A 24,844-nucleotide genomic window follows, 5' to 3' on the forward strand; every position below is an offset into this window, starting at 1 on the left:
CAGGCGCTCCTTAGTGGTTGCTCGGGAAGCCGAGGTTGATCTGCGACTCGGACGGCTTCGGCCAGCGGGTGGTGATGACCTTGTTGCGGGTGTAGAACTTCACGCTGTCGGGGCCGTAGATGTGGGCGTCGCCGAACAGCGAGTCCTTCCAGCCACCGAAGGAGTACACGCCGGCCGGTACGGGGATCGGCACGTTGATGCCGACCATGCCGACCTCGATGTCGAACTCGAACTGGCGAGCGGTGGCACCGTCACGGGTGAAGATGGCCACGCCGTTGCCGAACTGGTTCGAGTTGATCAGCGCGACGGCCTCGTCGTAGTTCTCGACGCGGACCACGGCCAGAACCGGTCCGAAGATCTCGTCCTGGTAGACCTTCATGTCGGTGGTGACGTTGTCGATCAGGCTGACGCCGACGAAGAAGCCGTCGTTGTCGAACTGCTGCTTGGTGCCGTCGACGACGACGGTTGCGCCCTCGGCAGGAGCGTTGGTCACGTAGGAGGCAACCTTGTCGCGGTGCTCGCGGGTGATCAGCGGGCCCATCTCGCTGGCGGAGTCGGTGCCGTCGCCGATGACGAGGCCGCCCATGCGCGAGCGCACGGCTTCGACGAGCTCGTCGGCCACGTCGCCGACGGCGACGAGAACGCTGACGGCCATGCAGCGCTCGCCGGCCGAGCCGTACGCGGCGGAGATCGCGGCGTCCGCGGCGCCCGGGATGTCGGCATCCGGCATGACGACCATGTGGTTCTTGGCGCCACCGAGAGCCTGAACGCGCTTGCCGTTCTCGGCTGCACGCTTGTAGATCGACTTGGCGATCGGGGTGGAGCCGACGAAGCTGATGGCCGCGACATCGGGGGAGTCGAGGATGGTGTCGACGGCGAGCTTGTCACCGTGAACGACGTTGAGCACGCCGTCGGGCAGGCCGGCCTCCTGGAACAGCTTGGCGAGGAAGAGCGCGGCGGACGGGTCCTTCTCGCTGGGCTTCAGCACAACGGTGTTGCCACAGGCGATGGCTGAGGCGATCATCCACAGCGGAACCATGACCGGGAAGTTGAACGGGGTGATGCAGGCGACGACGCCGACGGGCTGCTTGACCGAGTGCACGTCGACACCGGTGGAGACCTGCTCGGAGTGCTCGCCCTTCAGCAGGTGGGTGAGGCCGGATGCGAATTCCACGTTCTCGAGGCCGCGCGAGATCTCGCCCGCGGCGTCGGAGAGAACCTTGCCGTGCTCGCTCGTGACGATGGCGGCGAGCTCAGGGGTGCGCTCCTTGAGCAGGTGACGCAGACGGAAGAAGACGTCGGAGCGCTTGACCAGGCTGGTGCGGCGCCACGCCGGCAAGGCTGCCTTGGCAGCGGCGATGGCGGACTCGACATCGGCGACCGAACCGAGCACCAGATCATGCTGGGCCTCGCCGGTTGCCGGGTTGTAAATGACGCCGGTGCGGGTCGGCTCGCCGACCTCCTGGCCGTTGATGAAATGGCGCACAAGTGCCATGGGGTCTCCTCTGATCTGGATTGCGTCTGCCCGCCGCATGAATTGCGCAAGGCGGAGCCGGCTGCCGGACACTCTGCCCGATTGGGCGCGTATCCTTATTCTGCAATGCTTGCAGACTGACTGAGGTGGAATCGATGCCAGACCGTCCCGTATTCGGCCGCGATCAAACAGATCGTCCGGACGCCTCGAGCGCCCAGAGGGTCGGTCTGCCGACCGTGCGCGACATTCTTCGTCTGCCCGTGCTTTCCGCGGCCCTTCCCGAGGTTCTGGCCGGCGAGGAATCGCTCGGTGTGCGGGTGCGCTGGGTGCACGTCAGCGACAGTCTGGGAGTCGCCACACTGCTCGACGGTGGGGAGTTGCTGCTCTCGACGGGTGCCGGCTGGTCGGCTGACGACGCCCTGCTCACCCAATACGTCGAGGACCTCGTTCAGGTCGGCGCCGCCGGTCTGGTTCTGGAGCTGACCCACGGGCTCGAGCGGGCTCCGCGCGCGGTGCAGGATGCCTGCACTCGGCTCGGCTTCCCACTGATCGTCCTGCACAAGGTGATCAAGTTCGTCGCTGTCACCGAGGCAGTGCACAGCCGCATCATCACCGACCAGACCGAGGCGCTGCGGGCGCGCGATGCCCTGCACGACCTGTTCATCGGGCTGAGCCTGCGCGGCAGTCCCGCCGACTACATCGTCTCCCAGCTCGGCCGGGTGCTGAATGCCCCGGTCGTGCTCGAAAACATCAATCACCAGGTTGTCGCCGTGGAGACCCTGGCGGCCGGCGATGAGCTGCTCGCCCAGTGGGAGCAGCGTTCCCGGGCCGCGCGGCGTGAGGTTGCGGCGCGCGCGGCGGGCCGCAGCGCGAGCGGTGAGCTGACCGCGGTTGAGCGATCGGGCCAGGTCGGTTCGTCGGGCGCCCGCACCTCGGCCGGCTGGGACATTGTTCCCGTCGAGGCGCGCGGGGTGCGCTGGGGCTACCTGGTCGCCCTACCGGGCGAGCCGCATCCGGCCGGTCGGCTGCAGGTTATGGAGCAGGCCGCCGTGGCCCTGGCGCTCGGCCGGTTGGCCGACCGTGATGCCGATGAATGGACCAGGCGCGGCCACGAACAGCTGCTCGTCGGCTTGCTCGGCGGACGTTACGTCTCCGAGCTCGGGGTGACCCTCCGGCTGGAGGCGGCCGGACTGCGCGTGCGCGATCGGATGCTGCTCGGCTTGGTTCTGGCCGTCACCCCCGACGGCGCCGCCGTGGCCGCAGCGCTCGCCGCGGCCGAGGCCAGTGGCGCCGACGCCATCGCCGCCGCCTACCCCAGTTCGAACCCGAACGGCAGGTCGGCCCAGCTGATGGTGGCGCTGTCACTTCCGGCCGAGGCACGGTTTCCGGATGCCGCCGCGTCGGCCTTCGCCAAGGATGTCGCCCAGGCGCTGCGTCCGTCGGTCACCGACATCGCCATCGCGGTCGGTGGTGAGGCGCACGACGCGGCAAGTCTGCTCGCCTCACTCGAAGAGGCCGCGGAGCTGCTGCGGCGCAATTCCGCCCTGCCCCGCCGTGGAGTCGCGGTGCACCGGGTCGAGAATCGACCGCTGCTCCGGCTCGTCACCGCGCTCGGCAGTGATCCGCGATTGCAAGCGCACAGTGAACAGATGCTGCGCCCGCTGATCGATCACGATCTTGAGTTCGGCAGTGGCCTGCTGGCCGTGCTGACCGCTTTCGCGGCGCATCCGGGCAACCGCACGAAGGCCGCGACGGCCAGCCACCTCTCCCGCTCGGTCTTCTACCAGCGCATCGCGCTGATCGAAGACCTGCTCGACGTGGACCTCGATGACGGCGAAACCGTGAGCGCCCTGCACACGGCCTTGCTCGCCAGGGGCTCGGCGCGCTGATTCGGCGGTCGAGCCGATCCGGTGGTCGAGCTTGTCGAGACCCCGCCGGCCGTTCCTCAGACGTAACCAGCGTTCAGAGATTGGCTCGCGTGATCTCGACAGGCTCGATCACCGGTCCGGTGGTCGAGCCTGTCGAGACCCCGTACGACGCTAGACGAGCGCCGGCGACGCGGCCGACGTGGTCGACGGATCCGGCACCTGTTCCGACGATGGGTTCGCCACCGCGACGGCGCGCGGCAGATCGAAGCTCACGCTGACCCGGTCGCCGCGGCTCGCGACGGTCGCGGCATGCACCGTGCAGCTGATCGGCCGGGCGACCCCTGGCACCTCGACCGAGACGGTCGAGGATCCGCCGAGAAAGAAGGTGTCGACCACGGTTCCGACGAGCGCCGGCCCCGTCGGCCTGCCCGCTTCGCCGAGAGGCGCTAGACGCACATCTTCGGGGCGCACCACGAGCGTGGCGTTGCTGCGTGTCGGAAGCGAATGCGCGACCGGAAAGACTCCCAGGCCCGCAATCTCAACGGCATTCTCGAGCGCCACCCCATCGAAGAGGTTCGCCGTACCGATGAAGCTGGCGACGAATCGGCTTGACGGTCGTGAGTAGAGTCCGACCGGGGTGTCGAGTTGCTCGACGGCGCCGCGATTCAAGATCGCGACCCGGTCTGCCATCGACATGGCCTCCTCTTGGTCATGGGTCACGACGACGAAGGTCATCCCCACTTCGTGCTGCATCCGCTTGAGTTCCTGCTGCATCTCAGCACGCACCTTGCGGTCGAGCGCGGAGAGCGGTTCGTCGAGCAACAGCAGCCGGGGGCGTTTGATGATGGCGCGAGCCAACGCCACGCGCTGCCGCTGGCCGCCCGAGAGCTTGGCAGGACGTCGCTTCGCGAATTCCTGCAGTCCCACGACGTCCAGCGTCTCGCCGACGCGTCGCCGGATCTCCACACGATCGACCCCCTCGGCCTCGAGCCCGTACGCCACGTTCTTCTCCACGCTCATGTGCGGAAAGAGCGCATACGACTGGAACATCATGTTCACCGGTCGTTTGTGCGCCGGCTGAGCGATCAGGTCTGTGCCATCGAGCAGGATACTTCCCTCACTCGGCGTCTCGAACCCGGCGATCGAGCGCAACAGGGTGGTCTTTCCGCACCCGGATGGCCCAAGCAGAGCGAAGAACTCATTGTCGGCGATCGCGAGATTCACGTTGTTCAGCGCGACGACATCCCCATAGGAATGACGCACTCCGCGGATATCGAGCAGGGGAGCGGCGGAATCGGTTGTCACGTGTGCGGTGGTCATAGGGCGTCCGTTACTTTGGCGAAGCGTTGCGCGCCGATCACGGCGAACACGCTGACGAAAAGGAGCATGGTGGCGAGAGCGTTGATCTCGGGGGTGACCCCGAATCGCACCATCGAGTAGATCGCGATCGGCAGAGTCGGCGTGGTCGGCGCCGTCGTGAAGAATGCGATCACGAATTCATCGAGCGACAGGGTGAAAGACAGGAGTGCGCCGGCAACCATCGCCGGTGCGAGCTGCGGGAGCGTGACACGCAGAAACGTGCGCACGGCGCTGGCACCGAGGTCACGCGAGGCTTCCTCCAAGCTCGGGTCGAGGTTGGCCAACCGGGCCAACACGATGGCCGTGACAAACGCCATCGCGAACGTCGTGTGGGCGATGATGACGGTGTGCAACCCCAGGGTGATCGACAGCAGCGAGAAGAGGCTGAGCAGCCCGATCGCGAGAAGTAGATCCGGGAGGAGTGCCGGCGCGATGGCGAAGGCCCGAACCAGCCCGCCACGGGTGTAGCGGTGGATGCCTACCGCCAGCAGCGTGCCCAGCACCGTCGCGAGCAGGGTCACCGACGTCGCAACGATGAGGGTATTGCGAAGCCCCACCATCACCGCCTCGTCGGCGAAGACCGCCGGATACCATTCGAGCGAGAATCCCCGCCAGACGAAGAGATTCTTCGACGAGTTGAACGACATGATGACGACCACGAGGATCGGCAGGTAGAGGAAGGCGTAGGTCAGCCACAACGGCACCTTCATCAGTCGGGAGTTACGCACGGGTAGCCACCTTCTTTGTGCGGGATCCTTCGGTCAATCGCCGCGAGGCGCTCTGCTGGGCAACGAGCAAGGCGATGAGTAGGATCGTCAGCACCAGTGCGAGCGCCGCTCCGAACGGCCAGTCCCTGGCCTTCAAGAACTGGTCGCGAACCAGGTTGCCCACCAAGACGGTCTTGCCGCCGCCGAGCAATTCGGGAATCACGAAGTTGCTCATCGCCGGCACGAACACGAACACGCATCCGGTCAATGCACCCGGAATCGACAGTGGCAGCGTCACGGTACGAAACACCCTCCACGGGCCGGACCCGAGATTGGTGGCGGCCTCGGTCAGCTGCGCATCCTGGGAGGCGAGTGACGCGTAGAGCGGAAGGATCATCAAGGGGAGATACATGTAGAGCAGCCCGACGACAACCGCCGGCTGTGTGTAGAGCATCTTGATCGGCTCATCGATGAGTCCGATCGCCTCCAGGCCTTGATTGATCCAGCCTGCGTTGTTGAGCAACAGGATCCAGGCGTAGGTGCGGATCAAGAAGTTTGTCCAGAACGGCAGGAGCACTGCGACCAGCGCGATGGTGCGCCATTTGTCCGGAAGCCGCACGATCGCGAGTGCGGTCGGATAGCCGATCAGAAGGGCGAGAACGGTCACGACCGTGGCGATGCCGACGGATGTCGCGATCACGTTCAGGTAGAGCGGATCGGCGAGGCGAACGAAGTTGTCGAAGCTGAAGGTGAACAGGACGCCGCCGAAGCGACCCCGCTTGAAGAACGAATAGCCCAGGATCAGGAGGAGGGGAACGAGAACGAAGAGGACGAGCATGAGCGTTCCCGGGGCCAGGAACGGCAGCGCCGCCCACCCCCGGCGCGTTCTGCGAGGAACGACGCCGGGGGAGGTTGGAGTGGTCGAAGTCACGATTCGAATGCCTGAATTCTCTAGCCGGCGGCCATGACTTCGGTGGCGAGCTTCGTGTACTGCGGGCTGAACTCGCCGAGGTCCACGATGACTTCCTGCTTCGTGAGTTCGGCCGGGGTCATCGCCAGGTTCGGGTAGGCCGCGATCACAGCGGGGTCAACCAACTTCATCGCCGCTTCGTTCGGAACCTTGTAGAGGATGTTCTCGGCCACCCAGGCCTGCACCTCCGGCTCCATGATGTAGTTGACGAAAGCCATTGCCGCTTCCTTGTTCTTCGACGTCTTCAGCACCGTCATCGTGTCTGTCCAGAGGTCGCTGCCTTCAGAGGGAACGACGAACTTGATGTTGGGGTCGTCGGTGATGCCGTAGTTGCACCAGCCGTCCCACGCCTCTGTCATAGCTGCTTCGCCGGAGACGAGCTTCGTGTAGAAGGTCGTGTCGTCGAAGGCGAGGAGGGTGTCCTTTGTCTCCATCAGCTGCGTCTTCGCCTCGGCGAGATCGGCGGGTTCGGTGGAGTTGACCGACTTGCCGTTTGCCTTGAGTGCGGGCAGGGCCATCCACCGCTCCGTCGAGAGCATGGTGGTCTTGCCGACGAGCTCGGGTGCCGGTTTCAGAAGGTCGTTCCAGGATGTCGGTTCGGCCGGCACGAGGTCAGAGCGGTAGCAGAGGCCAGTGGTTCCCCAGGCATACGGCTCTGAATACTTGTTGCCCTTGTCGTAGGCGAGCTCCGTCGCCTCGGGGTAGAGGTTCTTCTCGTTCGGGACCAGGGTCTTGTCGATCGGCTCGAGCAGTCCCGCCTCGTTGAGGGCCTGCGCATACTGACCGGACACGAAGGCCACGTCGATGCCGGAATCCGCTCCGGTCGTCAGCTTGCCCATCACGTCTTCATTCGTCGCGTGGTTCACGATCGTGACGGGAACGCCGGTCGCCTTCTCGAAGGTCTCGGCCAGGTCTTCGGGGTAGTAGTCGGCCCAGATGCTGACGACAAGCTTCTGCTTGGTGATGTCAGCTTTCGGATCGAGGGTCTGCTCACTCGATGCGCCGCTCGCGCATGAGGTGAGGGCGAGAGTCGCAACAGCCAGAGTTGCAAGGAGCGGAACTGCTTTGTACCGCATGGTGCCTCCTGTGATTGGGGACGCAAAGTCCCTCAGTGGACGTGCCTGCTTGTGTGTGAGTAAGTATGGCCACGCCACGCCGACATATCAACAAGTTTTTCGACTTCTTTTGCGCATTGCGCAAATCTTTCATCATTTGATTGCGTATTCTTGTTGACATTGGGTGTGGAGTCATTAGTGTGAGAATCCGGCAGACGGCACAACAGCGTGTCGGCCGATCGCGAGGCAACGGAGCTTCGCTTTGACAGAGAGGTAGCTCGTGAATTCAACGCCCATTCCACCGAGGCAGCAGCTCTACATCGACGGCCAGTTCACCGATGGCACGTCTGGCACGTCAGTGGATGTGATCAGCCCCGTCACCGGAGAACGCATCGCGACGCTCCCCGTGCCCAGCTCTGCCGATCTGGATCGCGCCGTCACGGCGGCCCGCGCCGCACAACGCGAATGGCGTCAGGTCGGGGTCTGGCAGCGCGCCGCGGTGTGCCACCGCATCGGAGACGAGCTGCTGAAGCGCGTCGACGAACTCGCTCGCCTGCAGACTCTGGAGCAGGGCAAGCCCCTCGCCGAGTCGATCGCCGATATCAAGGAAGCCGCGCAGCTGTTCCACCTGCACGCCGAAGACGCCGTGCGTCTGCACGGTGAGACGTTCCCCTCGAACGACACCCACAAGCGCATGTTCAGCTTCTACAAGCCGGTTGGTACCTGGGCGATCATCACCCCCTGGAACTTTCCGCTGCTCATGATGGCCGAGTTCGTGGCGCCCGGCCTTGCCACCGGAAACGCTCACGTTCTGAAGCCCCCGACCCACACCTCGTTGACGGTGCTCGCCGCCCTCGAGGCGTTCGACGCGGCCGGCGTCCCGAAGGGGCTCGTCAACGTGCTCCCTGGCGAGGGCGACTTCGGTTCGAAGCTCGTGTCGCACCCGGGCATCGACGCCATCGGCTTCATCGGTTCATCGGCAACCGGTGAGCGCATCAACGCGATCTCGGGCCTCAAGCGCTCGATCATGGAGCTGTCCGGCAACGGACCCGTCATCGTTCTCGAAGACGCCGACCTCAAGCGTGCCGCGCAGGCCGCCGCCGACGGTGCGTACTTCTGTGCCGGTCAGGTTTGCTGCGCGACCGAGCGTGTGCTCGTGCACGAGAACGTGCACGACGCCTTCATCGAGGAACTGCTGAAGACGGTCCCGGGCGTCACCCTCGGCAACCCGTTCGACCCGGCCGTCAACCTCGGCCCGCTCAACAACGAGGGCGTCGCGGCGAAGATGGACCGTCACATGGCGGACGCCCGCACTCGTGGCTTCGACATCCTCGCCGGTGGCGGCCGTCGTGCCGGCTTCCAGACGAACCTCTACTACGAGTTCACGATCGTCGACGGTGTCTCCGAAGACAGCCTGCTCAGCGTCGAAGAGTCGTTCGGCCCGGTCGTCCCGGTGATTACCGGGAAGTCAGACGACGACCTGCTGCGCATCGCCAACGCCGACGCGCTCGGTCTGCAGTCGGCCGTCTTCACGAACGACATCTCTAAGGCCTACCGCTTCATCGAGGAGATCGAGACCGGCCAGGTCGTCGTGAACGACAGCAACGGCTTCTGGGACGTCAACATGCCGTTCGGCGGCGCCGGCGGCAAGAACACCGGATGGGGTCGCATCGGCGGCAAGCACACTCTGATCGACATGAGCGATCTGCGCACCGGCGTTATCCACCTGAACAACTAGCACCACGCGCGGGCTCCACGTGCCGGTGCACGCGGAGCCCGCGCTGTCTTCTCACGCAACAAGAAAGTGAATTATGGCCGCCACATCACTGGGCCTCGAACAGGCTCGACCGCTCCCAATCTGGATGGACAGCGCCCCGGCGCCGACGCGCCAGCCACGGCTCAGCGGCGAGATCGAGGCCGACCTCCTCATCGTAGGAGGCGGCTACACCGGACTCTGGACGGCCATCCTGGCCAAAGAAGAGAACCCCGAAGCGCGCGTTGTGATTCTCGAAGCCGAAAGCCTTGGCCACGCGGCGAGCGGCCGCAACGGCGGTTTCTGTTCGCCGAGCCTGACCCACGGCTTGTCGAACGGTCTCGAGCGCTGGCCGAAGGAGATCGACACCCTGGTGCGCCTGGGCCTCGACAACCTGCGCGAGATCGAAGAGACGATCGCCAAGTACAACATCGACGCCGACTTTCGGCTCACCGGAAAGGTCGCCTTTGCCCGCACGGCGTGGGAGGCAGAGGGGCTGAAGCACGCTGCCGAAGCCGCCACCGTGCACGGTGACCCGGCCACATTCATCCCGCAGTCCGAGATCGGCAAGTGGACCACCTCCACCGCCTATGTGGCAGGCATGCACTCCGTGAACTACGGTCTCGTCGACCCGTACAAGCTCGTTGTCGGCCTTCGCCGGGTGTGCCTTGAGCTGGGAGTGCAGATCTACGAAGACTCCGCGGTCACCCGTCTTGACACCACCGACAAGGTGCAGGTCGTCGCAGGTACCGCGTCGGGGGCCGTGCGCGCGCCTCGCGTCGCCCTCGCGACCAATGCCTTCCAGCCGCTGCTGCGTCGTCTCTCCCTGGTCACGATCCCGGTCTACGACTACGCCATCGTCACCGAACCGCTGACCGACGAGCAGTTCGCGAGCATCGGCTGGACCGCGGACTACGGTCTCACCGACGCCGGAAACCAGTTTCACTACTACCGCAAAACCGAGGATGGCCGCATTCTCTGGGGCGGGTACGACGCGATCTACCACTACGCCTCGGCGCGGGGCGAAGACCTCACCCAGCGCCCCGAAACCTTCGACAAGCTCGCCGCCCAGTTCTACGAGACCTACCCGCAGCTGGCCGGCGTCACCTTCACGCACAAATGGGGAGGCATCGTCGACTCGTCGACCCGGTTCTGCCTGACCACCGGCACCGCGGCCGGAGGTCGCATCGCCTATGCCCTCGGTTTCACCGGGCTCGGGGTGACCGCGACCCGCTTCGGTGGCCGGGTGATGCTCGACTTGCTGGCCGGTCGGAGTACCGAGCGCACCCGTCTGAGCATGATCCGGCGTCGTCCGGTGCCGTTCCCACCCGAGCCCGTTCGCTACATCGGCGTTCAGCTCACTCGGTGGGCGATGGCCAAGCAAGACGAGACCGGGCGTCGAAACCTGTGGCTGCGTCTGATGGACGCCCTGGGACTGGGCTTTGATTCATAAGCCCATCCACGGCGCTAACGTGGGAAGCATGAGCCCCGCACCGACCATGGATGACATCGACCGCCAGATCATCACTGCGTTGCAGTCTGATGGTCGACGGGCATTCACGCAGATCGCCGAGGACCTCGGCATCCCGGCCTCCTCGGTGCGCTACCGCACGAGGAGGCTCGAGGAACTCGGCATCCTGCAGGTCGTCGGCATTGCCAACCCGTTGGCGATCGGCTTCGACCGACTGGCGATGATCGGTATCCGCACGGCGCCGGGCAAGGCACGTGCGGTGTGCAGCGCGCTCGCTCTCCTGCCGGAGACGAGCTACGTGATCTTGACGACCGGCCAGTTCGACGTGATGGCCGAGGTGATCTGCCGCGACATCGAGCACTTCACGAACGTGGTCAACGACCGGATGCATGAGATCGACGGTGTGGTCTCGACCGAATCGTTCTTCGTTCTCGAGGCGCATAAGCTGGCCTACGGCTGGGGGGTCGGCAACGTGCCGGGCCCGGTCGAGGCCGACGTCGTCTAACACAGAGCCGGCGGTCGAGCAGCGCTCAGGCGAAGTAGACCTTGCGCAGCGTCTGCGTGACGGTCCAGACCGTGCGCTGGCCCTCGCGCAGGCGCATCACGTCGCCGGCCCCGAGCAGCACGGTTTCGCCGGTCTCTTCGAATTCGACGGTTCCGGCGCCGAAGAGCACGATGAAGATCTCGTCGGCTTCGACGTCGCTCATGGCACCGGGGGTCATCTCCCAGACGCCGATCTCGCTGCCATTGAACTCGCCGAGCGTGGCGGAGCCGGTGTGCGGCTGGCCGGCCAAACGCTGCTCAGCCGACACGGCTTCGAGTTCGATGCCGAGTTCGGTCGCGGCAATTTTCAGGGTGTTGTCGAAGTTCGCGGTGGTGTCAAGCATGGGCATCCGTTTCTCGAAGGGCGACGAAGCAACGCTGCGGTTGCAGCGATGAGCAAAAACTAGGCGGCGGCCAGCGTCTTGGCGATCTCTTCGGGCGACTGGTCACTGCGGCGCAGCACCATGGCAACCACGAAGAGCGCGAAGAGGGTCAGCAGGAACATCACCGTCGAGACGGCGGCGATCTCGGGCCGGAGCCCGACCCGCAGCGCGCTGAAGATGTAGACCGGCCACGGGGTGGAGCCGGGCACCTGGATGAAGCTGGAAATGATCGTGTTGTCGAGGCTCAGCGTGAATGACATCAATGCACCGGCCCAGATCGCCGGGGCGGCGACGGGCAGCGTGATCTGAGTGAACCGGCGGTACGGCGTCGCATACAGGTCGGCTGCCGCCTCCTCGAGCGAGGCATCCAGGCCCTGCATGCGTGCCCGCACGATGAACGTGACAACCGCCACCGACAAGACGGCGTGGGCGATCACGAGACGCACCATACCGTTGTTGAGTGGAGCGATGCCGGCGTCGGTGCCGAGGCTCACGAACCAGGGAAGCATCGACACGGCGTCAACGATTTCAGGCGTGAACAGGGTGATGCCGAGCAGTCCGGTCGCCAGCAGCACGCTGAGCGACCCGACGCGCGAGCGGGCCAGAGCGATGCCGCCGAGGGTGCCGAGAAACGTCGACACGATCGCCGCGCCGACCGCCGCGCCGATGGAGGTCATCACCGAGCCGCGAATGATCGGGTTGTCGATCGCCGACAGGTAGGAGTCGAAGCCGAAGCCTTCCCACGACGCGAGCAGGCGGCCCGTGTTGAAGGAGTAGGCGATCATCACGATGATCGGCAGGAACAGGAAGATGAAGACGAGCACGCCCCACACTGCGAGTGCGATGTGCACCGGGTCGCGGCGTTTGCGGTGCTGGGTTACTGCCTGACTCATGCCGCACCTCCTGAGAACACGACGCGGCGTGAGCGCCGCACGAAGTGACCGATGACAAATGCCACGAGGGCGCAGACGCCCACCGCCGCACCGATGAAGAGCATCAACAGCACGGCCATGGCCGAGCCGAGTGCCCAGTTTTGCGCGGTGTTGAACTGGCTCGCCACGAGCTGACCGATCATGTTGCCCTGCGCCCCACCGAGCACCGAGGCGGTGATGTAGTCACCCATCAGCGGGATGAAGACGAGAAGGCTGCCGGCGGCGATACCGGGGGCAGCCAGCGGCAGCGTCACCTGAAAGAGCGTGCGAATTCGGTTGGCGCCGAGGTCGGCACTTGCTTCGCGCAGCGGCCGGCCCGCCCGGTCGATCGCCACGTAGAGCGGCAGAATCATCAGCGGCAGGTAGTTGTAGACGACACCGAGTTGCACGGCCGTCTGCGTATAGAGGATGTCGAGGCGACCGTCGATGAGACCGACGTTCTGCAGGAAGTCCGACAGGAACCCGCGCGGCGACAGAATGATCTGCCAGCCCAGGGTGCGCACGAGAAAGTTGGTCCAGAACGGCACGAGCACGAGCGCGAGCGCGAGTGGGCGCCACTTCGGGTTCAGCTTGACGGCCAGCCAATAGGCGAACGGAATCGCGATGATCAGACAGAGCGCGGTTCCGATGAAACCGATCTTGAGCGTGTTCCAGAACGTGCCGATGAACGTGGCGTCGAGTGCTTCGGCATAGCGATCGAACGACAGGATGTCGTTCGCATGTGCGGTGAACAAGTCAGGCTTGTAGCCGAAGCTGTACCAGAGCACGAGCAGCAGCGGCATGACGAAGAAGAACACCACGAAGGCCCAGGTGGGAAATCCGAGCATCGAGGCTCGATCGAATTTCTTGCGTCTCATCACGAACCTGCCTTTGCCATCATCCGGTTCATAATCGCGACGAGGCGTTCGGATGCCTCGTTGACGACGGCGGGAGTGAGTCGCTGCACGACCTCCGCCGAGGGGAAGACCAGATCAGGACGCTCGAACTCACGCTCCCTCGCCATCTTCTCGACGCCCGTGACTCCGGTGTTGTAGCCGATGTAGTCGAGTTCGCGGAATGATACCTCCGGCTCGAGCATGAAATCGATGAACGCATAGGCGGCATCCATGTTCTGGGAGCCCATGGCAATCGCCCAGGTGTCCATCCAGATGTTCGCAGTCGGCGTCGGATAGACGAACTTCCACGCTTCGGGAACGTCACTGACGAGAAGACCCTGCCGCACGTCTCCATTGAAAGCCTGCATCAGCACGAAGGTCTCTTCCGGCATACCGCTTTGCACGGCCGACGAGTTGAAGGCCTTGATGTGCGGCGCAAGCTTGTTCACGAGAAATTCTTCGGCGGCATCGAGGTCGGCCTTCTTCGTGGTGTTCGGGTCGATGCCGTTGGCCGCGAAGTACATGCTCGTCACCTCCCACGGGTCTTCGAGCACCGACAGATTCTTGCTGGCCTCGTTCTGGGCGACCTCCAAGAAGTCGGCCCAGGATGTCAACTCGCGGGTGATCACACGGCTGTCGTAGACATACCCCGTGGTTCCCCAGTTCTTGCACACCGAATACTTGTTTCCCGGGTCCCAGGACTGGTCGCGGTAGAGCGGGTCGATGTTCTCGAAGTTCGTGAGATAGGAGTGGTCGAGCTCCTGCAGCAGGCCGTTGGCCGACATCATCGGAATGTAGTTTCCGGTCGGAACCACCACGTCGTAGCCACTGGTGCCGCGGGTGGCGCCGAGTTTGGCGATCAACTCTTCGTTCGAGCCGAAACTGTCGAGCTGCACCGTTGTTCCGGACTTCTGGAACTTCGCGATGTTCGCCGGGTCGCTGTAGTCGCCCCAGCTGTAGACGTTGAGGTGGTCTTCGACCGCGCCGTCTGGCAGCGCCGAGGAGGCGAACGCGGTGCTGCGGCTGCACGACGTCAGAGCGCCGGTGGCGCCGAGCACCACGAAGCCGGAGAGCACGGCACGCCGGCTGATTCGGCCGACACTGGCGGCGGGAACGAGGGCGCGCAGCCCTTCGGGGCCGGCCAACTCAGGCCACCGGTTCGGGTTCGAAGACCCGCAGGTCGGCGAGATCCCAGGCGCACCACACCGGCGCGCCGGTGCTGAGCGGCTCGGACTGGGCCGGCGCCGTGCGGGCGATGATCTCCTGACCCGATGGGGTGATCACGACGTACTGCATCACATCACCGAGGAACGAGATTCCGGCGAGCGTGCCCACAAGGGCGGGGATGCCGGAGGCCGGCTGCCCACTGGTCACGCGCACTGCTTCGGCGCGCACCGCGGCGCGCACCGCGGTGCCGGGGGCGAGCCCGTCGGGCATCCGGCTGGTGATCAATTCTGCGTCGGCGCTCTGCAGCACACCCGGGCTGACGACGACGGCGTCGATGAAGTTCTGCTTGCCGATGAAGCCGGCGACGAAGGCGTTGGCCGGCTCCGAGTAGACCTGCTCGGTGCTTCCAAGCTGCTGGATGGCCCCGCCCTGCATCACGACGATGCGGTCGCTCATCGAGAGCGCTTCCTGCTGGTCGTGCGTGACGAAGATGAAGGTGATTCCGAGCTGACGCTGCAACAGCTTCAACTCGATCTGCATCTCTTCGCGCAGCTTGCGGTCGAGTGCGCTCATCGGCTCGTCGAGAAGCAGCACCTTGGGGCGGTTCACGAGCGCGCGGGCGAGGGCGACGCGCTGCTGCTGACCACCGGAGAGCTTCTGCGGGGTGCGGTCGGCGAAAGTCTCCATGCGGGACAGGGAGAGCGACTCGTAAACGCGCTCGGCGATCTCCGCCTTCGGGACCCGCTTCTGGCGCAGGCCGTATGCCACGTTCTCGGCCACGGTCATGTGCGGAAACAGAGCGTAGGACTGGAACACGGTGTTGACCGGGCGCTTGTGCGGCGGGACATCAAGCATTGACTTGCCGGCGACGACGATGTCGCCCGCGTCGGGGTGCTCGAATCCGGCGATCATACGCAGCAGGGTGGTCTTGCCGCAGCCAGAAGGTCCGAGCAGCGAGATGAATTCACCGGACTGAACGTCAAGATCAACCCCCGCGACAGCCGGGGCGTTCCCGTAGCTCTTAGTGACGGAGCGCAGGTGCACCGACCCGGTGTCATCGTTCACGACGCTGTTCACGATGGGTTTGACTGACGTGTCACTCACTAGATATCACTCCTTGGGAGTTCGCCGAAGCGGGGTGGGGGCACCGGCCGGAAGGCCGGTGCCCACTGTGTGGATGGAGGTTCTGACGAAGACGCGCGAAGCGCCGGGATCGCCGGTTAGGAATCGAAGCCGAGGCCGAGGGCATCCAGGGTTTTCAGGATGACGTTGCGCTTGCCCTTGTTGTGGTCGGCACGGTTGAGCGACCAGCGGGTCACCTGCACGCCCATGGATGCGATGGGCTCGGGCGGGAAGGGAAGCGGGGTCTCGCGCACCATCGCCAGGCGGGTGCGTTCAGTCTCTTTACCTTCGAGCTTGTCGAGCATCACATCGGCGGCGAAGTGCGTAGCCGCGACGCCGAGACCGGTGAAGCCGGTTGCGTAGGCGATGCGTCCGCCGCGAGCCGTGCCGAAGAAGGCGCAGAATCGGGTGGATGTGTCGATGGCGCCGGCCCAGCGGTGGCTGAACTTCAGGCCTTCGAGCTGCGGGAACGTGGTGAAGAAGTGGTGGCCGAGGGTGTCGTAGGTCTCCTGGCGGTCTTCATACTCTTCGCGCACGCGGCGACCGTAGTGGTAGATCGCGTCGTAGCCGCCGAAGAGGATGCGGTTGTCGGCGCTCATCCGGTAGTAGTGGAACTGGTTGGCCATGTCGCTGAGGCCCTGGCGGTTGGTCCAGCCGATGTCCGCGAGCTGCGTCGCATCCAGTGGCTCGGTCATCAGTGCGTAGTCGTAGACCGGAACGGTCGAGAGACGGTTGCGCTTCAGCAGCGACGGGAAGACGTTGGTCGCCAGGGCGGTCTTTTTCGCCAGGACGCGAGCCTTGCTCGTGCGCACGGCGGTGCCCTGGGCAGGGGTCAATCCGGAGGTGTCCAGGTCGGTGACCGGGGAGTGCTCGAAGATTTCGACACCGAGCTCGGTGGCTGCACGCGCGAGTTCGGAGGCGAACTTGGCGGGGTGCACCAGCGCCGACGAGCGCTTGCTCCAGACGGCGGCGAGGTAGGTGGGGGAGTTGACCTCTTTGCGCACCGCGTCAGCGTCGAGGTAAACCTCGTCGGTGTTGCCGTGCTGGGCAGCCTCGGCGGCCATCTCTTTCAGCCAGTCGACCTGGTGGTCTTCGACGGCGAGGGAGAGGGTGCCGGTGCGTTCGAAGTCACAGTCGAGGCCGAGGTCGGTCACGGCCTGCTCGATTGCGTCGAGGTTCTCGAGGCCCAGCTCGTTCAGGCGGTCGATTTCCTTCGGCCAACGAGTCTGGCCGTTCTCCTCACCGTGGGTGAGGCTGGCTTCGACGAATCCGCCGTTGCGACCGGATGCGGCCCAGCCGACGGTCTTCGCTTCAAGCAGCACCACGCGGGCGGAGGGGTTGCGCTGCTTGGCCTTGATGGCCGTCCAAAGACCGCAGTAGCCACCGCCGACGACGGCGAGATCGCAGTCGATGTCGGCCGTGAGCGTGGGGTAACGCTGAGCGGGAGCGATGTCGTCAAGCCAGAAGGGTGAGAGCTTGGAGCCGCTCAGGGCGTGATCGACGACGGAGGTCTTCGGGCGAGACCTCTCGAAAACTGTGCTTTCCACGGGGGAATCTCGCTCTCTCTGTCTCAGCTTTGAGACCGTTGGTGGAGCCCGATTTCCGGGCTTCTGCCCATTCTGCCAACACCGGAGAGCCCGTGTCTGCGCAAAACGTCGGGAAACGTTGTGCAATCCGCGCAATCCGTGCGAATCCGTGGCGGACGTACCGGGAAAGTATCGAAATCGTAACTTCACTGACACAATCCTGCTCGTTGGTCGAGCCTGTCGAGACCTGGTGCGCGATCCGCTCGTGTGTCGCGTCTAGAGGTCGGCCGGCGGTGGTCTCGACAAGCTCGACCAGCGGTCGGTTCGACCGGAAGAGCCGCACTCAGCGTGGCGCGTGTGCCTCGAGAAATTGGTAGACCTCGGTGGGGTCGACGCCGGGGAACGTTCCGGTCGGCAGAGCGGCGAGCAGGCTCGTCGGGGTGCGGGCGGCCGGCCACGATTCCCCGGCCCAGCGCTCGGCGAGTTCGTCGGGGGCACGCCGGCAGCACGAGTCGTCGGGGCAACGCGACACCGCCCGGTTCGTGGTCTCGCGGCCGCGGAACCACTTGACGTGCGCGAACGGCACGCCGACGCTCACCGAGTAGTCGCCTTCCTTCGCCTTCTCGATACGCGAGGTGCACCAGAAGGTTCCGGCCGGGGTGTCGGTGTATTGGTACCAGGGGCTGAACCGGTCGGCCACATCGAACACGGTGCGGGCCGTCCAGCTGCGGCACACCGTCGTGCCCTCGACCGCGCCGAGCGCATCGCTCGGGAATCGCACGGCGTCGTTCTCGTAGGCCTTGATGATGGTGCCCGACTCGTGCACCTTCATGAAATGCACTGGGATGCCGAGCCGGGCCGTCGCCAAGTTCGTGAACCGGTGCGCGGCCGTCTCATAGGAGACAGCGAACGCGTCGCGCAGGTCTTCCATCGAGATGCGCCGCAGGTTCTTCGCCTCGGTGAGCAGCTTCACGGCCGGCTTTTCCGGCAACAGGATGGCGGCGGTCAGGTAGTTAGTCTCGACCCGCTGGCGCAGAAATTCGGCATAATTTCTCGGTTCCTCATGACCGCAGAGATGGCTGGAGAATGCCTGCAGAATCGGCGAACGCGAATCGCGGGACGCGGACTGTTCGGTGGGGAGATAGATGCGATGGTTACGTTTGTCGGTGACCGACCGGGTGGAGTGCGGCAGGTCGCTCACGTAGTGCAGCGAGTAGCCCAAGTGGGAGGCCATGTCGGCGACGACCTGGTGCGAGACCGGGCCGCCCGTGTGGCCGACGGCGCTGAGGAGTTCGGCGGCGAGCTGCTCGAGTTCAGGAAAGAAGTTGTCGTGGTCACGCATCTCGGTGCGCAGCGCCGAGTTCGCCCGCCTGGCTTCTTCGGGGGTGGCCGCCCGCTCGCGATTCAGTCGATCGATCTCATTGTGCAGAGTGAGGATCGTCTGCAGAACGTCGTCGTTTTGGCTTTTGYCGACCCGGATGCGCGGCAGGCCGAGCGCGGTGAAGACCGGTCCGCGTTGCGCTTTCTCGACGGCGATTTCAAGGGCGGCCCGCTCCGACGGCGCATCCGTCTTCAGCAGATCGTCGACGGTTGTGCCGAGCGCCAGCGCGATCAGACGCAGCATCGACAGGCGCGGCTCGCGGTTGCCGTTCTCAATCATCGACACCTGCGACGGTGCACGGTCGACGGCCGTCGCGAGCTGCTCGAGGGTCATCCCACGCTGCGTGCGCAGTTCACGGATGCGCCGCCCGAGAGTGAGCGCATCGAGCTCGGTCTCGTCGGCGTCACTCTGGGCCTCACTCTCCGGGGCGAGCGCCCGGGCGCGTGAAGGTTCAGAGCGAGTGGCGGAAATGGCTGGATCGGCGGCGACCATGATTCATGCTCACATGGCGGCTCAGGTCGCGCAAACAGAAATTGTGCGATCTTTCTGTCTCGTCCTGACAGAACGCCCGCCGGGCAGCACGATTTCTGCGCGGGAGAAGAACGGCTCTATTTCTGCCCGGCAATCTTCACCAGGCTCTGGCCGGGCGGCGCAGAGTTGCCTCACAGACGAAGAAGGCCGGGTCAGGAAGACCCGCCTCGCACATCCTGGAGGCACTGATGAGCACGACCCCGAACCCGAACAACTCCGCATCGACTCGACCGGGACAGCAGACCCAGACCGCGGAAGAGCTCGCACTCGAGTGGGCCGCCGACCCGCGCTGGGAAGGCATCCGTCGCGACTACACCGCAGACGACGTGATCGCACTGCGCGGCACGGTGCGCGAGGAGCGCACGCTGGCCCGCCGCGGTGCGGAGAAGCTGTGGGAGCTCGTCAACCAGAACGGCACCCCCGAGAACCCCGAATGGGTTTCTGCGCTCGGTGCGCTCACCGGCAACCAGGCCGTGCAGCAGGTGCGCGCCGGGCTGAAGGCCATCTACCTGTCGGGCTGGCAGGTCGCCGCCGACGCCAACCTGTCGGGACAGACCTACCCCGACCAGTCGCTCTACCCGGCCAACTCGGTGCCGGCCGTCGTGCGCCGCATCAACAACGCGCTGCTGCGCGCCGACCAGATTGAGGCGTCGGAGGGCGACACGTCTCGCGACTGGCTGGCTCCGATCGTGGCGGATGCTGAGGCCGGGTTCGGTGGTGCGCTGAACGCCTACGAGCTGATGCAGTCGATGATCGAGGCCGGCGCCGCCGGTGTGCACTGGGAAGACCAGCTCGCCAGCGAGAAGAAGTGCGGCCACATGGGCGGCAAAGTTCTCATCCCCACCGGTCAGCACATCCGCACCCTCAACGCGGCACGCCTCGCCGCGGATGTCGCGGGCGTGCCCTCGATCGTCATCGCCCGCACCGATGCGCTCGCCGCGACGCTGCTCACGAGCGACATCGACCCGCGCGACGCCCCGTTCCTGACCGGCGAACGCACCGCCGAAGGCTTCTACGAGGTGACGAACGGCATCGACACCGTGATCGCGCGCGGACTCGCCTACGCTCCGTACGCCGACCTGATCTGGGTAGAAAGCTCCGAGCCCGACCTCGAACTGGCGCAGCGCTTCGCCGCTCGCATCCACCAAGACTTTCCAGGCAAGAAACTCGCCTACAACTGCTCGCCGTCGTTCAACTGGAAATCCCACCTCAACGACGAGCAGATCGCCGCGTTCCAACGGGAACTCGCGGCCTGTGGCTACACCTTCCAGTTCATCACGCTGGCCGGTTTCCACTCGCTCAACCACTCGATGTTCACGCTTGCCGCCGACTACGCGGAGCGCCAGATGAGTGCATATGTCGACCTGCAGGAAGCCGAGTTCGCATCAGAGAGCGCCGGCTACACCGCAACCCGCCACCAGCGGGAGGTCGGCACCGGCTACTTCGACCGGATTGCCACCGCGCTGAACCCGAACAGCGCAACTCTCGCCCTCGTCGGTTCGACCGAGGCCGAGCAGTTTTAGCCCTACTTTCGAAGGAATGACGACATGAATACTGCAACGACCGCGACCCTGGACCGGGCTGCGACAGGCACGACCACCGCGACAGGATCGGCTCGCGGGGTCTCGACAGGCTCGACCACCGGGGGAGCCCACCTGGAGGTGATCGGCGAGTTCGGGGAGCGTTACGCCGAGATCCTCACTCCCGCGGCGCTCGACTTTCTGGCCGAATTGCACGACCGGTTCGCCGGCACCCGGCACGACCTGCTGGCCGCCCGGCTTCAGACGGGAGTGGACGCCGCGAACGGTCGCGACCCTCATTTTCTGAGCGAAACCGAGCACATCCGTGTCGACCGCACCTGGCGTGTGGCCGGCGCAGGGCCCGGCCTCGAAGACCGCCGTGTCGAGATCACCGGACCGACCGACCGCAAGATGGCGATCAACGCGCTGAACTCCGATGCGAAGGTCTGGCTGGCCGACCAGGAAGACGCGACAAGCCCGACCTGGGCGAACGTCATCGAGGGGCAGATCACGCTCTTCGACGCCGTGCGCGGGCAGCTGAGCTTCGACAGCCCGGAGGGCAAAAGCTACCGGGTCACCGGTGGCGCGAGGGGTGCGACCCCGACCATCGTGATGCGCCCCCGTGGCTGGCACCTGGCCGAGAAACACATCATGTTCGTTGATCGTTCGAAGAGACGGATGGCCGCATCCGGCAGTCTGATCGACTTCGGACTGTATTTCTTTCACAACGCACAGGCGCTGATCGACTCCGGCAAGGGGCCGTATTTCTACCTGCCGAAGCTCGAGAGCCACCGTGAAGCCCGACTCTGGAACGAGATCTTCACCTTCGCCGAGGAGCGCGTCGGAATCGCCCACGGCACGATTCGGGCGACGGTGCTGATCGAGACAATCCAGGCCGCCTTCCAGATGCAGGAGATTCTCTACGAGCTGCGCGAGCACTGCGCCGGCTTGAACGCGGGCCGCTGGGACTACATCTTCAGCATCATCAAGACGTTCCGTGCCCGCGGTCGGCGATTCGTTTTCCCCGACCGCAAGCAGATCACCATGGCCGTGCCGTTCATGAGGGACTACACCGAGCTGCTCGTCGCCACCTGCCACCAGCGTGGGGCCTATGCCATTGGCGGCATGAGTGCGTTCATCCCGAACCGGCGTGACCCCGCGGTCACCGAACGCGCCCTCGAGCAGGTCGCTGCCGACAAGCGCCGCGAGGCGATCGACGGCTTCGACGGCACCTGGGTGGCCCACCCCGACCTGATTCCGACCGCGCAGGCCGAGTTCGACCGGGTGCTCGGCGAGCGGCCGAACCAGCTCGAGCGCACTCGTGACTGGGTGCGGGTCACCGCGGAACAGCTGCTGGATGTCGCGGGCATCGGTGGCGAGATCACCGAAACGGGTGTGCGCGACAACGTCGTGATCGCCCTGCGGTACATCGAATCGTGGCTCCGAGGGATCGGTGCGGCGGCGATCGACAATCTGATGGAGGACGCGGCAACCGCCGAGATCTCCCGCTCCCAGATCTGGCAGTGGATTCACGACAACTCTGTCACCGCCGAGGGGCGTCGGATCGACGAAGCCTGGATCGAGACTCTGGTCGCCGAGGTCTTCGCGGGCCTGTCGCGCACGCCGGGGGACCGCTTCGACGACGCGCTCGAGGTGTTTCGGGCATCCGCTCTGGAGCCGGAGTTCCCCGCTTTTCTGACGGTGGGGGCGTACGCCCGGTTCCTGTAGCCGCACCCTCTCCGCACGATCCGTTTCACCGCGGTACCCAATTCAGGAACGGAGGTGTGTCGTGCCGCTCGCGGCCCCGGAACTTCCCGGGTCGGTCGGACCGACACACACTCCGTTCCTGAATTCGGTACCCCTTCCGCGCATCGCTAGCTATGCTGGCGCGATGACGGCGATCATCCGGGCCGCCGAACCGGCCGATGTTGCAGAGCTAGCCGAGGTTGCCGCTGCAACCTTCGTGCTGGCCTGCCCGCCGGGAACGCCACCGGCCGCGATCTCCGCGTTCATCGCCGAGCACCTCTCACCGGCCCGCTTCGCCTCCTATCTCACCGACCCTGCCCGCGACATCCGCGTGGCTGTGCGGGGCGGCGACATTGTCGGCTACACCATGCTGGTTTTCGGTGAACCGGGCACCCCCGCCGTGGCCGCCTCGCTCAGGTTTCGGCCGACGGTTGAGCTCAGCAAGGTCTATCTGCTCGGCGACCACCACGGGGCCGGGTTGGCCGCCACTTTGATGAACGCGACTCTGGATGCCGCTCGCGCGCGAGGCGCTTCGGGCGTCTGGCTCGGCGTTAACAATCAGAACATTCGGGCGATCCGTTTCTATGAGAAGAGCGGGTTCGCCATCGTCGGCGCCAAGACGTTTCAGGTCGGCGATCAGACCTACAACGATCACGTGATGGAGCGTTCGCTCTAGCGACGCTTGCGTCTCCCGGCACGTCTCTCCGGCCTGCTTCTTGGGCAAGGCTCTGTCGCTCGCCGTCGGTTCGCCGCCATGCGCTTCGACGTCGTTCCATCGCGCCCGCCGGAAACCCTTCTAGGGGCTCACCACCGGTCCCCGGGGAGCCGACCGCGCCACTCTTCAGCGTTCTTCGCTTCGCCTGCCTCAGTTGGCGGGTAGAACGTTCCGTCTGTGAAAACTTGCGCGAGCGCAATGAGGGGGCAAAATCTGTGCTTTTCGTCGTGATGCTACGTAGAAACGCGCGAAATCGTGAGATCTCGCTCTCACGATGCCTGAAATCTGAGCCCCGCACTGGGGGTATTGGCGGGACAGACAAATCGGTCTGTCCGCCAATAGAGTCTGAAGGCCGGATCGGAAACTTTCTCACTTTTGCCTCGCATCCGGCTCTCACGCATTTGTCCCTCTGCCCGAACAGCAGGCCACAATCGGCATCTTTTGCGATGCTTCGAAAGGATTCTCATGAACAAGCTCCTCAAAGGTTCAATCGCGGGCGCGGCCGGCATCGCACTCCTCATGGGCGGCGCCGGTACCTTCGCCCTCTGGAACGACACGGCGGCTCTCTCGGGTGGCACCGTATCGGCCGGCACCTTGACGGCCGTTCCGGCAGCGACCGGTTCCTGGTCGGTGACGCACGGCTCATCGACATCCGCCACGACGATTGCCGACATCAACACCTTCAAGATCGTTCCGGGCGACAAGCTGACCTACACGCAGAACGTCGCGATCACCGCAACCGGCGCGAACCTGACGGCCGCCGTGTCCCTTGCTCCCGGATCGATCACTGCCGCAACGGCGCCCGTTGGCACGCCGCAGTTGGCCGCGAATACAGCTCTCGCCGGGTTCCTCAACACCACGGGTGCGCAGGTCAGCGCAGTCATCCAGGGCACGGCCACGCCGCTCCCGACAGCGGTTCCCCAGGGGACGACGAACGCGACAGTCACGGCCGTTCTGACCTTCCCGAGCGGCGCAGTCGGCGCTGAAAACGCGTCAAAGACCGGCATCGTCAACTTGTCCGGACTGGGCCTGACCGTCACCCAGAACTAGTCAGTGACTCGGCGTGCCCGTCGTCTTCGGCGGGCGCGCCGCCGCCCCGTTTTCTCGTTCTGAATCATCCCCCTCTTCTCGCGAAAGGCGGTGTCCCTCATGCTCGGTTCACGTGAAGCTCCCCAGAAGGCCGGCAGTGCACGCACAACTGCTGCGAGACTCACCGCCGCATTCTCCATCCGCTCGATGAGCATCACCGCTCTCTCACTTCTCGCCGCCGTCGGCCTGGCGACTGCCGCCGCGGGTGGCAGCTATGCCTACCTCAATGCAGCTGCGCCGCTCTCCGGAGGCACCGTCATTGCCGGAACAGCCTCACTCACGATCGCCTCGCCCGTTCAGATATCGACGAACAAGCTGTACCCGGGACAATCGGTCTACGGCTCAGTGACTGTGACAAACACCGGCAACGTAGCCCTGGCTCTCGATGCGAAGGTGACGGGAAGCACCCCCCTGTCCCAGGAGCTCACGATCGCGCTGCGGGTGGTTTCATCAGCGTCGGACTGCGCTGCTACTCCGGTCACTCCCGCCTGGTCGGTGGGAACCATCCCGGCGCCGGGATTGCCAGCCATGGGCACGCTCCCCGCTGGCAGTTCGGCATTCCTGTGCGTGTCGGCAGCCCTGCCGCTCGTCACCAACGCAGGGCAGGGGCAGACGACCTCATTCAATGTTCAGCTTGACGGGACACAGGTCTAGACG

Annotated in this window: 21 protein-coding genes; 9 read left to right on the plus strand and 12 right to left on the minus strand. The window is 65.1% G+C overall.

Going from position 1 to position 24,844, the window contains the following annotated elements:
• Positions 1-10 precede the first annotated feature (10 nt).
• Entirely contained in the window at positions 11-1,495 is a 1,485-nt protein-coding gene (locus AB4Y63_RS18560; RefSeq protein WP_441792547.1) for a CoA-acylating methylmalonate-semialdehyde dehydrogenase, read from the minus strand.
• Positions 1,496-1,629: 134 nt separating this feature from the next.
• On the opposite strand from AB4Y63_RS18560, the gene AB4Y63_RS18565 reads away from it, so the two are divergent.
• Entirely contained in the window at positions 1,630-3,363 is a 1,734-nt protein-coding gene (locus AB4Y63_RS18565) for a PucR family transcriptional regulator (RefSeq protein ID WP_441792548.1), read from the plus strand.
• A 150-nt stretch (positions 3,364-3,513) separates the two neighbouring features.
• On the opposite strand, the gene AB4Y63_RS18570 is transcribed toward AB4Y63_RS18565, so the two are convergent.
• The 4 genes from AB4Y63_RS18570 to AB4Y63_RS18585 are packed head-to-tail and all read right to left on the minus strand — an operon-like array spanning position 3,514 to position 7,454.
• Positions 3,514-4,662: an ABC transporter ATP-binding protein gene (locus tag AB4Y63_RS18570; protein WP_441792549.1), complete on the minus strand. Its 1,149-nt coding sequence runs from the start codon at positions 4,660-4,662 to the stop codon at positions 3,514-3,516.
• Positions 4,659-5,429 carry an ABC transporter permease gene (locus AB4Y63_RS18575; protein WP_441792550.1) on the minus strand — a complete coding sequence of 257 codons (771 nt, stop codon included), beginning with the start codon at positions 5,427-5,429 and terminating at the stop codon, positions 4,659-4,661. The genes AB4Y63_RS18570 and AB4Y63_RS18575 overlap by 4 nt, the downstream gene beginning before the upstream one ends.
• Positions 5,422-6,339: an ABC transporter permease gene (locus AB4Y63_RS18580; protein WP_441792551.1), complete on the minus strand. Its 918-nt coding sequence runs from the start codon at positions 6,337-6,339 to the stop codon at positions 5,422-5,424. The genes AB4Y63_RS18575 and AB4Y63_RS18580 overlap by 8 nt, the downstream gene beginning before the upstream one ends.
• Before the next feature lie 20 nt (positions 6,340-6,359).
• A complete protein-coding gene (locus AB4Y63_RS18585) occupies positions 6,360-7,454 on the minus strand; it encodes a polyamine ABC transporter substrate-binding protein (RefSeq protein WP_441792552.1) in 1,095 nt (364 codons plus the stop codon).
• Positions 7,455-7,713: 259 nt separating this feature from the next.
• Here AB4Y63_RS18585 and AB4Y63_RS18590 point away from each other — a divergent pair, with 259 nt between their 5' ends.
• From AB4Y63_RS18590 to AB4Y63_RS18600, 3 genes are all read left to right on the plus strand, one after another.
• Positions 7,714-9,171 carry an aldehyde dehydrogenase family protein gene (locus AB4Y63_RS18590; RefSeq protein ID WP_441792553.1) on the plus strand — a complete coding sequence of 486 codons (1,458 nt, stop codon included), beginning with the start codon at positions 7,714-7,716 and terminating at the stop codon, positions 9,169-9,171.
• Between the two features lie 73 nt (positions 9,172-9,244).
• Positions 9,245-10,639, plus strand: coding sequence for an NAD(P)/FAD-dependent oxidoreductase (locus AB4Y63_RS18595; protein ID WP_441792554.1), 1,395 nt, complete (start codon positions 9,245-9,247; stop codon positions 10,637-10,639).
• Between the two features lie 28 nt (positions 10,640-10,667).
• Positions 10,668-11,162 (plus strand): Lrp/AsnC family transcriptional regulator, encoded by a 495-nt coding sequence (locus AB4Y63_RS18600; RefSeq protein WP_441792555.1) that lies wholly within the window; start codon positions 10,668-10,670, stop codon positions 11,160-11,162.
• A gap of 25 nt (positions 11,163-11,187) precedes the next feature.
• Here the strand turns inward: AB4Y63_RS18600 and AB4Y63_RS18605 are convergent, their stop codons facing one another.
• The 7 genes from AB4Y63_RS18605 to AB4Y63_RS18635 all read right to left on the minus strand — a co-directional run bounded on the left by AB4Y63_RS18605 (position 11,188) and on the right by AB4Y63_RS18635 (position 19,078).
• On the minus strand, positions 11,188-11,544 hold the full coding sequence (locus AB4Y63_RS18605) for a cupin domain-containing protein (RefSeq protein WP_441792556.1): 357 nt from the start codon (positions 11,542-11,544) through the stop codon (positions 11,188-11,190).
• A gap of 59 nt (positions 11,545-11,603) precedes the next feature.
• Positions 11,604-12,476, minus strand: a complete 873-nt coding sequence (locus AB4Y63_RS18610; protein WP_441792557.1) for an ABC transporter permease — start codon at positions 12,474-12,476, stop codon at positions 11,604-11,606.
• Positions 12,473-13,372: an ABC transporter permease gene (locus AB4Y63_RS18615; RefSeq protein WP_441792558.1), complete on the minus strand. Its 900-nt coding sequence runs from the start codon at positions 13,370-13,372 to the stop codon at positions 12,473-12,475. Before AB4Y63_RS18615 ends, AB4Y63_RS18610 begins: the two co-directional genes overlap by 4 nt.
• Positions 13,372-14,535 carry a polyamine ABC transporter substrate-binding protein gene (locus AB4Y63_RS18620; RefSeq protein ID WP_441792559.1) on the minus strand — a complete coding sequence of 388 codons (1,164 nt, stop codon included), beginning with the start codon at positions 14,533-14,535 and terminating at the stop codon, positions 13,372-13,374. The genes AB4Y63_RS18615 and AB4Y63_RS18620 overlap by 1 nt, the downstream gene beginning before the upstream one ends.
• A 1-nt stretch (position 14,536) precedes the next feature.
• Entirely contained in the window at positions 14,537-15,661 is a 1,125-nt protein-coding gene (locus tag AB4Y63_RS18625; protein WP_441792560.1) for an ABC transporter ATP-binding protein, read from the minus strand.
• Between the two features lie 116 nt (positions 15,662-15,777).
• On the minus strand, positions 15,778-17,226 hold the full coding sequence (locus tag AB4Y63_RS18630; protein ID WP_441792561.1) for an NAD(P)/FAD-dependent oxidoreductase: 1,449 nt from the start codon (positions 17,224-17,226) through the stop codon (positions 15,778-15,780).
• 322 nt (positions 17,227-17,548) lie between these two features.
• Complete coding sequence (locus tag AB4Y63_RS18635) at positions 17,549-19,078, minus strand: helix-turn-helix domain-containing protein (RefSeq protein ID WP_441792562.1); 1,530 nt, start codon at positions 19,076-19,078, stop codon at positions 17,549-17,551.
• Positions 19,079-19,305: 227 nt separating this feature from the next.
• Here AB4Y63_RS18635 and aceA point away from each other — a divergent pair, with 227 nt between their 5' ends.
• The 5 genes from aceA (at position 19,306) to AB4Y63_RS18660 (ending at position 24,841) form a co-directional block, all read left to right on the plus strand.
• Entirely contained in the window at positions 19,306-20,640 is a 1,335-nt protein-coding gene (gene aceA / locus AB4Y63_RS18640; RefSeq protein WP_441792563.1) for an isocitrate lyase, read from the plus strand.
• Between the two features lie 24 nt (positions 20,641-20,664).
• Positions 20,665-22,365, plus strand: a complete 1,701-nt coding sequence (aceB, locus tag AB4Y63_RS18645) for a malate synthase A (RefSeq protein ID WP_441792564.1) — start codon at positions 20,665-20,667, stop codon at positions 22,363-22,365.
• A 163-nt stretch (positions 22,366-22,528) separates the two neighbouring features.
• Positions 22,529-23,059 carry a GNAT family N-acetyltransferase gene (locus AB4Y63_RS18650; protein WP_441792565.1) on the plus strand — a complete coding sequence of 177 codons (531 nt, stop codon included), beginning with the start codon at positions 22,529-22,531 and terminating at the stop codon, positions 23,057-23,059.
• 504 nt (positions 23,060-23,563) lie between these two features.
• Positions 23,564-24,148 (plus strand): alternate-type signal peptide domain-containing protein, encoded by a 585-nt coding sequence (locus tag AB4Y63_RS18655; RefSeq protein ID WP_441792566.1) that lies wholly within the window; start codon positions 23,564-23,566, stop codon positions 24,146-24,148.
• Positions 24,149-24,247: 99 nt separating this feature from the next.
• Positions 24,248-24,841, plus strand: a complete 594-nt coding sequence (locus tag AB4Y63_RS18660) for a TasA family protein (protein WP_441792567.1) — start codon at positions 24,248-24,250, stop codon at positions 24,839-24,841.
• Positions 24,842-24,844: the final 3 nt, after the last annotated feature.

The organism is Leifsonia sp. YAF41, from assembly GCF_052113185.1.
Lineage (GTDB): Bacteria > Actinomycetota > Actinomycetes > Actinomycetales > Microbacteriaceae > Cryobacterium.